Source organism: Mumia sp. (assembly GCF_028803055.1).
In the GTDB taxonomy this organism is placed as follows: domain Bacteria; phylum Actinomycetota; class Actinomycetes; order Propionibacteriales; family Nocardioidaceae; genus Mumia.
On record NZ_JARBCJ010000109.1, the window covers coordinates 1 to 11234 of the forward strand.

Here is an 11234-nt window from a genome sequence, read left to right on the forward strand (position 1 = left end):
CGGGTCGGCCGTGGCCGAGCCGTCCTCGGAGCTGCACGCGGACAGTAGGAGCACCGCCGCCGCGGCGGTCATGATCCATCGCAGATGCACGCCCGAGACCCTTCCGCGTCTGTTCTGGAGATCCGACACCAAGACCGCACGGTATCGGGTTGGAGGCTCACCCGTGAACCCTTCGCCCCCAGGCGTCAGCCCTCGGCCGGTGGACAGGTGGGGATCGTCGAGGTCGGCGTCGTGCGGGTCGGTGTCGGCGTCTCCGTGGGGTCGGTGCCGTCGGGCGGATCCTCCGGCGTCGAGGTCGGCGGCGACTCCGAGGCCTCCGGGTTCTCGTCCTCGTCCTCGTCCGGGTCCGGGGTGCGGCACTCCTCGATCGGCGAGGGCGACGGCGGAGACCACGACGAGATCGGCAGCCTGCCCTCGTCCTCGTCATCATCGCCGGGGCCGCCGGGCGGCGCGACGCTCGGCGGTTCGAGCGTGCTGACCTTCGCATCGTCGGGTGCGTCGATCCCGGAGACCGGACGAGCCTGCGCGACACCGCTCGCGGTGAGCGTCTCGCGCCCGATCATCCCGATGATGATCGCCGAGCGTGACACCTCCGTCTCGACCTCCACCGCACTCGTCCGGCTGCCGTTGACAGTGACGTCGCGGATCGCGGCACTGCACCGGACGAGCGTCGGGTCTCCTGCCTGCGCCTGCTCGCAGTAGTTGCGCGCGGCCGAGAGAGCGGCCGAGCTGATCAGGTTGAGCGACGGGTCGGCCACGTTGACGGCCTGGGCACCGGCGCGGGCGGCCTCCTGGGCGTACGCGATCGCGATGCCCTTGGCGTTGAGCTGGCGTCCGCCGTCGATGACCATCCCGGCCAGGAGCAGCAGCCCCACGCTCACGATGACGACGAACGGGGCCACCGACCCCGCCTCGTCGCGCCGCGCAGCCACCCGGCGTACCCAGGTCTTGACGCCCGTCATCGGTATCCCCGGTATCGGTCGAGCGGGCTGGTGAACGAGCGCTGAACCTCGATCTCCCAGAACGGGAAGAAGCTGAGATCGGCCGTGCTCAACGTGCACGTGACCGTCACGGTCACCGACGCGACCTCGTCGGCGGCGTCGGGGTCGGGGACGGTGAACGCCTTGCCGTTGAGCACCGGCGCGCCCGCACTCGCGCTGTCGCGGCAGCTCTGCGGCGCGTCGTCCATCGTCGAGGTGACCGTCGTGGCGGCGATGCTCGCGACCGCCCCGCGATCGTTCTGAGCCGTGGCCGCGCGGGCCGCGTCCCGAGCCGCCTGGTCGACGAGGTTCTCGGCCTGCGCATAGCGCGCGAACGCGACGATGAGCATCAGCAGCATCATCATGAACGGCGCGAGGATCACGAGCTCGAGGCTCGAGGCGCCCCCATCGTCACGACTGCGACGCAGGCGGCCACGACCACCGCTCCCCCGTCGGATCGTCACGGCGCCACGCTCCGCGGATCGACACGGAACTGCTCGAGGGTGGCGTCGGCCGACTGCACCACGGTGACCCGGCCCCCCAGCGGCAGGACCGCCTCCCCCTGGACGACCATCGTCACCCGGCCGGTCGTCTCGTCGATCGAGCCGTCGGCCTGCACCGCGTCGAGCCGCCCGAGCTTGCCCGCGTAGCCGACGCTCAGCTCTTCGGCACCCGTGAGGTACGAGGCGGCATTGGGGTTGTCACCGGCGAGACGAAGGTACGAGACTCCCTCGCGCGCCGCGGTCTGGGCGACGTTGCGGGCGTACATGTAGAGGCCCATCTGGATGGTGGCGAAGACGAGGAGCAGCAGCACCGGCGCCACGATCGCGAACTCGACCGCGCTCGCGCCCCGCTCCCCACGGCCACCACGCCTCAGGCGCCCGTGCCCGACGGGACGGCTCAGCCGCCCTCGTTGATCTTGTCGATGTTGCTGTCGACCACGTTGTTGATCGCCACGCCGATCAGCAGCGCAGCGGCGACGACGATCGCCGAGATGATCGCCCACTCGATCGCGGAGGCTCCGATCTCCGACCGACCCTCGCGCCGCATCTGCGCGGCACGCGCACGGACTCGCGAGATCATCACCTGAGCGGCCAGCACCTGTGAGTACATGTGTTTCCTTTCCTTGCTGCACGACGTCACCCGAGCTTCGACACCGCTGGATAAGCCAGGAAGACCAAGAAGGCGACGCACATCAGGAGCTGCGCCACCAGCATGGACTGCGAGCTCTCGCCGGCAGCGCCTTCGATGTCGGCCAGCTCGCGGCGCCGCATGCTGTTCGCCCGCGCGAGAAGACTCTCACGGATCCTGGCACCCTCGTCACCGGCCAACCCCAACGTGGACGCGAGGTCGCGGAGCTCCTCGACGCCGAGCTCCTGACCGAGGTGGGCGATGCCCTCCCAGGGGGTGCGCCCGGACAGGCGTGCGGTGGTGATCGCCTCGCGGATCCTGACCATCGCCCAGTGGTCACCGACCGTCGAGGCCGCCAGGAGCGCCTCGGGGAGACCGCGGCCGCCGGCCAGGTTCATGGCGACGAGGTCGAGGAACGAGCCGGTGACGTGACGGAAGTCGCGGCGTCGCTTCTCGGCGTCCCTCCGCAGCTCCAGGTCGGGCAGGAAGAACGCTCCCGCCGCCAGGGCGAGCGACACGACGGCGGGAACCCCGAGCGGGTCGTAGCCCAGCAGCGTGAAGATCATCGGGAACCACACCAGCGCCGCCAGCGCGAGCAGGACCTTGGTGCCGAGGTGCTGCGCGAACGGCCGGTCGACGACGGCGAGATCGGCTCGCGTCCGCGTGAACGACCAGCCGCGGGCCGAGGCCTCGTCCTCGAACCTCTCCCCCACCGATACGCGCCAGCGGTCGATCAGGTCGGGCTTCTTGCCGTCCTCGACCGTGCGGCGCGGACGACTCCGGCGTCTGGCGCCGTCGACCCGCGCCAGCGTCGCCGCCACACCCGGCACCGGGCGTACGGCCATGCGGACGAAGATCAGGATGCCGGCGCCGACCGCGGCCCCGGCGAGCATCGCGAGCATCATCGTGCGACCACCTGCCCGTCGCGTCTGCGGGCCGGCTCGGCCGCGATGAGGAAGCGCTCGGGCTGATCGACCCCGGACAAGCGCCGCATCCAGAGCACGGCCGCACCGAACATCGCCAGCACGACGGCGAGGACGATCTGGCCCACGAAGGTGCCGTACGGCTCGACGTAGGCACCGTTGAAGATCACCAGCGCTCCGGCGACGACCACGATCACGCCGACGACGATCTGGACGCTCCGGCGCGTGCTGCGACGGCTGGACTCGACTCTGCGGCGTACGTCGAGCTCGGCGCGGGCCGACTCGGCGAGCGCCGACAGGACCTCGCGCAGACCCGGCCCGCGCAGCCGTGCGTTGAGGACGAGCGCCGCCACGGCGACGTCGGCCGAGGGGTCGTCGAGGTCATCGGCGAAGCGCATCAACGCGTCCGGGAGCGGCTCGCGGACGCGCAGCCGGTCGACCAGGAGGTTCAGTGCGGGACGGACGGAGGGCGCGGCGTTCTTGGCGGTCGCGGGGATCGCCTGCTCGAGACCGATGGCGCCCGCGATCGTGTCGCGCAGTGCCTCGATCCACGCGGCGAGCCCCTCGGCTCGCACGATCGCCTGACGCTCGGCGCGCCCGCCACCCAGCAGCCTGTCCCACAGCGCGACCACGCCGCCGATCACGACCGCCAGCACCACCCAGCGGGTCACGAGCAGGGTGAGGGCGAACGCGATGATCCCGCCCACGGCGAGGCGCACCTGGCGCTCGGAACGGTGCGCGGAGGACTTGCGCCGGATCATCGCGGGGCGCGGGGCACGACGGCGCAGCGCGTACGCCAGCATCAACCCGCCGACGCCCACCAGAGCACCGGCCGTCAATGCCAGAGGGACGCGCAGCTCCTCCATCACCAGCTCCCGTGCACCAACGGCTGGTATCCGTACGAGGCGAGCTCCTCGGCGCACGAGATCGGCGCGTGCGGGACACCACGTCCGTCGGTGTCGGGAGCGAAGACCTCCGAGGACAGCACCTGGTTGTCGAAGCCCACGACCTCGCGGATGCTCTCGACCACGCGCGCCTGTCCCCCGCCGAGGTGGGCGTCGTTGTGCTTGCGCATGAAGACGACGAAGTCGAGCGCACCCGCGACCAGCAGGTGGGTCGCCTCGATCGGGAGACGTTCACGGGCCTGGAGCGCGTAGGTGGCGATGCGGTTGAACACCTCGACCGACGAGTTGGCGTGGATCGTCGAGAGGGAGCCGTCGTTGCCCTGGCTCATGGCGTTGAGCATCGTGACGATCTCGTCGCCGAGCACCTCTCCGACGATGACGCGTGAGGGGTTCATGCGCAGCGAGCGTCGGACGAGCTCCGCCATCGAGACGCTGCCGAGGCCTTCGGAGTTGGGCAGACGCTCCTCGAACGCGACCACGTTGGGATGCAGGTCGGGCGTCTCACCCAGTCCCACCTCCAGCGCCCTCTCGACCGTGATGATGCGCTCGTGCGGCGGGATCTCGTTGGCCAGCGCCCGCAGCATGGTCGTCTTCCCGGCGTTCGTAGCGCCGGCGATCATGATGTTCTTGCGGGCGGCGACCGCCGCCTTGAGGAAGTCGGCGATGTCGGCGGACATCGTCCCGTTGGCGACGAGGTCGTCGAGGAAGACCTTCGACATGCGGGCCTTGCGGATCGACACCGCCGGCCGCGAGCAGACGTTCATCACAGCCGACAGTCGGGAACCGTCGGGCAGCCGGAGGTCCAGCTGCGGGTTCGCGGAGTCGAACGGCCGGCTGGACAGGCCGGAGTGGGCGCCGAGCACCTGGACGAGCTCGACGAGCTCCTCGTCGGTCTCGGCCACCGACGGATAACGCTCCTCGCGCCCGTCGCCGTACTGGACGAAGACGGTGTCGCACCCGTTGATGTCGATGTTCTCGACCTGGGGGTCGTCGAGGAGCGGCTGCAGGCGGCCCACGCCGAACAGCGCCGAGTGGATGGCTCCCGCGACCTCGGCCTCGACGTCGGGCGGGATCGGCGTGCGCCCCTCGGCGATCTCGTACCGGGCGTGGTCCTCCAGCACCTGGACGATCAGGGAGCGTGCGTACTCGCGCTCGTCGTCGGGCGACATCGTGGCGAGCCCGGCGGCCTGGTCGCGTCGGCGTTGCTCGTTGAGGCGGTCGGCGACCTGTCCTCGCAACGTGCGGACGAGTGTGTGGTCGATCACCGGTGTGCTCCCGTCCGCTGTCCGTGCTCGTGCTCGTGCGAGTCCGGGGACGCGGGCTCCTGGTCGTCGACGGGTCCGGCCGCCACCGGTGAGCCGTGAGCCACGGCCGCGGCCAGCTCGGCGACGAGCGGTCCGGCCGACCGGACGAGCGCGAGCTTGTCGGGCCGGGAGGTCGTCTGCCCCTGGAAGAGGTGGGCGCCCCGCTCGTCGTACGCGAGGTGGTGCACGCCGGCGAGCTCCACGCCGGTCGCGGCCAGCGCGTCACGGATCTCGCGGACGGTCTGCGTCCGCTTCGGCGGTGCGACGACGGCGACGTGGACCGGGACACCGTACGCGCCGCCAACCGTGTCGGAGACCGGACGCAGCCGGTGGCGCAGGTGCACGACGCTGCTCGGCGACGTGTCGACGACGAGGACCGCGGCATCGGCACTGGCCAGGAGAGCGTTCTGAGGGGTCAGCACCCCGATGCGGCCGAGGTCGGCCACGACGTCGTGGCGCGGACGGCGCGCCAGGAGGGGGCCGAGCTGAGGCCAGGTCGCCTGGAGGCCGCCAGCCTGCTCGGGGAACGGTGGGCCGAGCAGCACCTCGAGCCCGCCGATCAGCTGCTGGGTGTGCTCGTCGACGAGCTCGGGGTAGAGCGAGCGGCGACCCGCGGCGGCGAGGCTGGTCAGCCCGGTCTGCGGGTCCAGTGCGCTGCCGTCGGCGGCGGGCATCCGGGTGGCGACGTCGCCACCCGCCGGGTCGCACTCAGCCACGACCACGGGCCGTGGCCACAGCGCTCCCAGCAGCAACGACGTCGTGGTCACACCGGGCGCACCCTTGGCGGAGGCGAGGGCGATCAGCGCCACGTCAGCCTCCGCACGTGTCGTCGAGGTCGGCGCCCTCGCCGACCGTCGCGAGATAGACGGAGTCGTCGGCCAGTGCGCCGGCCAGGCGCGGGCCACAGCTCGCGTCCACGCTGACCAGCACGGTGATGTCCTGGCTCGACGACAGGGCACCGTCGTCGACCTCACCGACCTGGACGACCTCGGCGGCGATCCCGCGCGGGTCTCCGTCGGCACCGGAGAGGTACAGGCCGATCGGTGCGCCTCCGCGGAGCTCGGTGAGCGAGCGGGTGGCCGGCGTCTGGATGGGGAACTGTGCCTTGCCCTTGCCGACGCCGGTCGACTCCGCGACCATCGCCGGCGACAGCACCGTGCCGTCGAGGAGCCGGGCGGTCGCGTACTGTCCGACGACCGAGTCGCGTTCTCCGGCACGCACGCCGCCGTCGAAACCCTCGGGCAGCGAGACGGTGCCGAGGTCGTCGAGGGTCAGCCGCTGGCCCTGGGCCACCTCGCCCTGGACCTTGAGGAAGTCGGCACGGTCACCGGAGCTCATGGCGATCCAGCCCGAGAGGAGGGCTCCGCCGACGATCAGGATGACCGCAAGCGCAGCGAGCGCCGGACGGCGCTCCCGCGTGGAAGGGAGGCGCGCAGCGGTGCGCGTCTCACCCGCGGTCGGCAACTTGGACATGGAGGGCCTCCAGCTGGATGTCCGAGCGTCAACGTCAAGGCATGAACCTACACGCGGTGAGGTTCGTCATCCCTCGCCGTCCACAGTGGCGGGGGTCTCGGGAGTCTTCGGGGTCGCTAACGACCGTCTGGGTCGCTCTCTGCCGGTCGGTGACGGCGTCGGCACCGACGCGGACGGCGTCTCAGCACTGCTGCGCTGGCGCTCCTGACGTTCCTGGATGTCCTGCTGGCGCTGGTAGGCGCTGGTGACCGCCATCCCGGCGACGATGACCGCGACCACGATCACCCCGGCGAGCACGGCCGGCCACGTGGAGCGGTGCTCGCGCCACGTCCGCCGTGTGCCGTGCAGGAGCGCGGACCGGAGCTGCCTGCGGCGCAGCGCGTCGGCCTCGAGGACGTACTTCTCTGCGTTCGGCGTCCGGGCGAGCGTCGCTCCCGGTGTCGGCGGGACCGGGCGCGTCGGCGGCGTACCGCCCTGGTCGGCGCCGCTCATCGTCCCTCTGCGAGCCGCGCGGCCACCTGCAGCAAGGCGAACCGGGTCTGGGAGGTGACCTGGTCGGCTCGGAAGGGGCGGCCGTGACGGAGCGCGTCGTCGCGCCCGACGACGACCACCTGTCCGTCGACGGCACCGACGGCCGCGGCCGCACGCCGAGCCTCGTCGACGGGGTCTCCGTCCTCGCGGCAGACGACGACCACGACCGCCGACCGCGCCGCCGCCGGGTTGACCCGGTCGAGGCGGGAGAGTGCGACCTCGAGGGCCTGCAGCCCGATCTCCCCCGGCCCGGTGACGACGACGGCACGGTCGCAGCGGGCGACCGCGGCGTACGCCCCGTCGGTGGGGTCGTCCCCGGCGTCGACGAGCAGGAAGGTGTGCTGCGCGACGAGGCGGTCGACGAGGCCGCCGAGCTCGCCGCGTTCGAGCGGCTGGTCCCACGAGGGGCCGTCGACGACGGCGAGGCCGCCGGGGGCGGTCGGCGGTGTGGCGGCGTCGGAGGCAGCAAGGATGCGCCGGACGGTGTGCGGGTCGTGAACGCCCTGGAGGGTGCTCAGCGGCGGAGTGCCCGCCTGGACGTCGACGAGCACCGTACGGTCGTCCCGGAGCGCGGCGAGCACGGCGCCGACACCGCTCGCGACCGTCGTCGTACCCACGCCGCCCTGCGCGGACAGGAACGCCACCAGACGTCGGCCCGACTGCCGGCGCCGGACCCCCGCGACCAAGGCGCGCTCGGCATCGGCGGCCGCGGCTCCGTCCAACGTGACGATGCCGCGTGCGGCGGCGCGCACCCACGACGGGCCTCCGACCCGCTCCGGGGCCGGTGAGACGGTGCGCGAGACGACCTCGTGGGCCACGGTCGGGGGGTGCTCGACCGAGCCAGGCACGGTCGCCGAAGGGGGCACGGCAGGCGGTGCGGGCTGGGCGTGCCCGCGCGCCTGCGTCGCCCACTCGGGGCGCAGTGCCACCACGTTGGCGTCGTCCACCGGACGCGGGGGCACGGCATGGTCCGACTCCTGGGTCCAGCGACGCTCGGGCGTCTGCGACTGCGGTGTGTCGAGCCCGAGGCTTCGCGGGTCGATGCCCATGCGAGCCAGGTCGGCGGCAGCACCCTGCGCCTCCGAACGACGCCCGCGATCGGTACGTGGCTCGGCGCCCTCGGGCGGCTGACGGTCGTCGGTCATCGCTCGTCCTTCCTCAGACCATGCTCGAGAGACGGTCGAACAGCCCGGTCGCCCCGCAGGCCAGCACGATCGCCTGGATCACCAGGAGCAGCTCGACCAGGTTGAGCAGCCGCTTGACACGGGCGCGGCTGATGCCCGAGATCTGCACGGACGCCACCGCCACCGCCACCACTCCCAGGGCGAGCACGATGACGACGAGCCAGCGGGTCGCGTCGACCTCGGCGACCTCGCGGACCAGCTGGGCTCCGAGCACGACGAGACCGGCGATCCGCAGGGGCAGCATGTGAGCGACGCGCGAGAAGATCCGCGAGCGCGACAGGGCGAGCAGCCCGACGGCGAGGGCGAGCCAGCGGTCCCACCGTCCGTCAGAGAAGGTGAGGACCGCACCACCGACACCGGCCACCAGCGCGATCGCCGCGAGCGACCCGACGAGCAGCCCGTTGCTCTCTCGGTATCGCGCCTGGATGGCCTCCCGCGACATCGTGCCGACGTTCCGAACCCGGTAGTCGGCGCTGGCCAGGCCACCGACCGACAGCGAGACCCTCGGCGCGACACCGACGGCCAGGAGCACCACGACGACCACCACGCGGAGCGTCTGGAGCGGCTCCACCGCGAAGGCGTCTGTCAGCGCGAACGCACCGGCGACGACGAGGAGGACTCCGGCGAAGGCGAGGTACGGCGTCGCGAGCGGGGTCATCGCGCGCCCGAGACCCGCGACCGCGGCGGCCATCGCGAAGGCCACGACCACCGTCAGCGACCCGCTCCAGTCCGCCCACGAGCCGAGGGCGGTGCTCCCGACGTACGCCCACACGAGCGCGGCGACCAGGACGGGCCGTACCGACCACGGTGCGGCCGCCCGTGCGGCCCACCCGGAGAGAGCGGCCAGGGCGACCGCGCTGGCGATGCCTCCCGCGGCGACCGCACCGGCGGGGGGCACCTGCCAGCCGGGCACCAGCCGCTCCAGCAGGCCGAGGCACCACAGGGCGAGGACGCCGAGAGCGACGGCGGTGGTGACGACGGAGAAGGTCAGCGTCGTCGTCGGCGTCCAGGCGCCGCCCGCCGACTCGGTGGCGTCCTCCACGGCATCGCGGACATCTTCGACCGACGCGGGCTCGACGCCGCTCGAACGGGGACGCAGCTCGAGCACGTCCCCGTCGAGGACCCCGGCCTCCTCGAGGGTCTGGCCCAGCCCGAGCGGAGAGCCTCCGACGCGCGCGAGTGCGAGGCCGGCCTGCGGCGCCTCACCGCCGCCGCAGTAGCGGATCACCTGCGCGACGACGTCGGCGAGCGGCAGGGCGCTCGGCAGCGCGAGGTCGACCCGTCTCTCCTCGGTGACGACCGTGACCCTGCTGTAAGCGGTGAGCACCGGCGCACTCCTCTCCCCTGTGCGAGTGGCTCGGTCCGCGGCGGTCGCGGCGTGCGCGGCCACCGCTTGGCGTGGACGCCGTGGAGCATATCGTTTGCGAGGACAACGCCTCTGCTCCGACCACGAGGACGGCGATGAGTACGACGCTGGTCAGACGGCCCCCACGCACCGCGCCTCCGCGCGTCGACGACGCCCCCCTCAGCATCCACGAGCCGCCGCACCGCACCCAGGCGCCGACACCGGCCGCCGGGATGACGATGCTCATGATGCCGATCATGAGCGGCACCGGGTCGTTGACGATGGCGCTCACCCAGAAGGACCGGCCGATCCTGGTCGTGGCTGGCTTCCTCGTCCTCATCGGCTCGATCGCCATCGGCGTCGTGATGATCGTCAGTCAGCGCGGCGGCGCACGGCGGCAGATGCGGGAGTCCCGGGAGCGCTACCTCGACTATCTCGAGGAGATGCGGCTGGCCGTCCGCGAGCGGGTCGCGACCCAGCGCACGGAGCAGGCCTGGCGGTTCCCGCGACCCGACGAGCTGATCGGCCTCGCGGGTGACGGTGCACGCCGGTGGGAGCGACGCCCGTCGCACGGTGACTTCCTCTCGGTCCGCCTGGGGACGGGCGAGGTCCCCCTGTCGAGCGGGCTCGCTCTCGATGTCGACACCGGCCCGCTGAACGAGTTCGACCCGCTGTGCCTGAACGCCGCCGAAGAGCTCCAGAAGCGCTACGCCACCTTGTCGGAGCAGCCGATCACCCTCCCGCTGCGCCAGTACGGTCAGATCGCGATGATCGGTCACCCGGCGGCCGCCCGGGCGGTCGCACGGACGATGCTCGCCCAGCTGGTCACGCTGCACGCCCCCGGTGACCTCGACGTGGCGGTGGTCCGTCCCGAGGACGCCGCTGCCGCGTGGGACTGGGTGAAGTGGCTCCCGCACGCGCAGAGCAGCCGGACGTTCGACGGAGAGGTGCCGGCGCGCCGCGTGGCGACGTCGGTCGCGGCCCTCACCGAGCTGCTCGGCGCGGAGCTCGAGGAGCGGCTCGACCGCTACCAGCGCAGCCGGGGCGCCGGTGTCGTCGGGTCGCACCTCGTCGTGATCGTCGACCACGACGGTGGCAGCGGAGGTCACCTGGAGTCTCCCGACCCGGCGATCCCGCTCCAGGCCCTCGGCATCCACGTCGTCTCGCTTCTGCCGTCGCCTCGCCACGAGCCGCGACCGCTCGACGTCCGTGTCGAGATCGGGCCTGACGGCTCGCTGGTCACCGCGGTCCACCCGTCACCGTTCCGCGCCGACCTTCTCGACGAGGGCACCGAGAGCACCGTCGCTCGCACGCTCTCCGGCCTGCGGCTCAGCGCCGACGAGGCCGGGGAGAACGGGCTCGAGGGCTCGGTCGGCCTGGCCGAGATCCTGGGCGTCCGCGACCCCGCACACCTCGACACCCGTCGCACCTGGCGTCCTCGCGCGCTGCGTGACCTGC

General features: G+C 72.4%; 13 protein-coding genes. 1 reads left to right on the plus strand and 12 read right to left on the minus strand.

Translation table 11 applies throughout. The features are described from left to right. Window positions 1-185: 185 nt before the first annotated feature. The 12 genes from PV363_RS11410 to eccD form a co-directional block, all read right to left on the minus strand. Entirely contained in the window at window positions 186-962 is a 777-nt protein-coding gene (locus tag PV363_RS11410; protein ID WP_301022377.1) for a TadE/TadG family type IV pilus assembly protein, read from the minus strand. Then, window positions 959-1444 (minus strand): TadE family protein, encoded by a 486-nt coding sequence (locus PV363_RS11415; protein ID WP_220345053.1) that lies wholly within the window; start codon window positions 1442-1444, stop codon window positions 959-961. The genes PV363_RS11410 and PV363_RS11415 overlap by 4 nt, the downstream gene beginning before the upstream one ends. Continuing rightward, window positions 1441-1884 (minus strand): TadE/TadG family type IV pilus assembly protein, encoded by a 444-nt coding sequence (locus PV363_RS11420; protein WP_301022383.1) that lies wholly within the window; start codon window positions 1882-1884, stop codon window positions 1441-1443. Before PV363_RS11420 ends, PV363_RS11415 begins: the two co-directional genes overlap by 4 nt. Next, window positions 1881-2093: a hypothetical protein gene (locus tag PV363_RS11425; protein ID WP_220341619.1), complete on the minus strand. Its 213-nt coding sequence runs from the start codon at window positions 2091-2093 to the stop codon at window positions 1881-1883. Before PV363_RS11425 ends, PV363_RS11420 begins: the two co-directional genes overlap by 4 nt. Window positions 2094-2119: 26 nt before the next feature. After that, entirely contained in the window at window positions 2120-3016 is an 897-nt protein-coding gene (locus tag PV363_RS11430) for a type II secretion system F family protein (RefSeq protein WP_220341618.1), read from the minus strand. Further along, complete coding sequence (locus PV363_RS11435; RefSeq protein ID WP_220341617.1) at window positions 3013-3900, minus strand: type II secretion system F family protein; 888 nt, start codon at window positions 3898-3900, stop codon at window positions 3013-3015. The genes PV363_RS11430 and PV363_RS11435 overlap by 4 nt, the downstream gene beginning before the upstream one ends. Beyond that, window positions 3900-5204: an ATPase, T2SS/T4P/T4SS family gene (locus PV363_RS11440; protein WP_301022378.1), complete on the minus strand. Its 1305-nt coding sequence runs from the start codon at window positions 5202-5204 to the stop codon at window positions 3900-3902. The genes PV363_RS11435 and PV363_RS11440 overlap by 1 nt, the downstream gene beginning before the upstream one ends. Further along, window positions 5201-6052, minus strand: a complete 852-nt coding sequence (locus PV363_RS11445) for a hypothetical protein (protein WP_301022379.1) — start codon at window positions 6050-6052, stop codon at window positions 5201-5203. Before PV363_RS11445 ends, PV363_RS11440 begins: the two co-directional genes overlap by 4 nt. A 1-nt stretch (window position 6053) precedes the next feature. After that, window positions 6054-6716: an SAF domain-containing protein gene (locus PV363_RS11450; RefSeq protein WP_220341615.1), complete on the minus strand. Its 663-nt coding sequence runs from the start codon at window positions 6714-6716 to the stop codon at window positions 6054-6056. Between the two features lie 66 nt (window positions 6717-6782). Next, a complete protein-coding gene (locus PV363_RS11455) occupies window positions 6783-7208 on the minus strand; it encodes a hypothetical protein (RefSeq protein WP_220341614.1) in 426 nt (141 codons plus the stop codon). Continuing rightward, complete coding sequence (locus PV363_RS11460; protein WP_301022380.1) at window positions 7205-8392, minus strand: hypothetical protein; 1188 nt, start codon at window positions 8390-8392, stop codon at window positions 7205-7207. Before PV363_RS11460 ends, PV363_RS11455 begins: the two co-directional genes overlap by 4 nt. A 13-nt stretch (window positions 8393-8405) precedes the next feature. Continuing rightward, window positions 8406-9758, minus strand: a complete 1353-nt coding sequence (gene eccD, locus PV363_RS11465; protein ID WP_301022381.1) for a type VII secretion integral membrane protein EccD — start codon at window positions 9756-9758, stop codon at window positions 8406-8408. A gap of 134 nt (window positions 9759-9892) precedes the next feature. Here eccD and PV363_RS11470 point away from each other — a divergent pair. Next, window positions 9893-11234: hypothetical protein (locus PV363_RS11470; protein WP_301022382.1), on the plus strand; the 1342-nt coding region annotated here is incomplete at its 3' end.

Coding starts and splice junctions, on each gene's coding strand:
- PV363_RS11410 (WP_301022377.1), bottom strand. CDS start 962: ATGACGGGCGTCAAGACCTGGGTACGCCGGGTGGCTGCGCGGCGCGAC.
- PV363_RS11425 (WP_220341619.1), bottom strand. CDS start 2,093: ATGTACTCACAGGTGCTGGCCGCTCAGGTGATGATCTCGCGAGTCCGT.
- PV363_RS11430 (WP_220341618.1), bottom strand. CDS start 3,016: ATGATGCTCGCGATGCTCGCCGGGGCCGCGGTCGGCGCCGGCATCCTG.
- PV363_RS11435 (WP_220341617.1), bottom strand. CDS start 3,900: ATGGAGGAGCTGCGCGTCCCTCTGGCATTGACGGCCGGTGCTCTGGTG.
- PV363_RS11450 (WP_220341615.1), bottom strand. CDS start 6,716: ATGTCCAAGTTGCCGACCGCGGGTGAGACGCGCACCGCTGCGCGCCTC.
- PV363_RS11455 (WP_220341614.1), bottom strand. CDS start 7,208: ATGAGCGGCGCCGACCAGGGCGGTACGCCGCCGACGCGCCCGGTCCCG.
- PV363_RS11460 (WP_301022380.1), bottom strand. CDS start 8,392: ATGACCGACGACCGTCAGCCGCCCGAGGGCGCCGAGCCACGTACCGAT.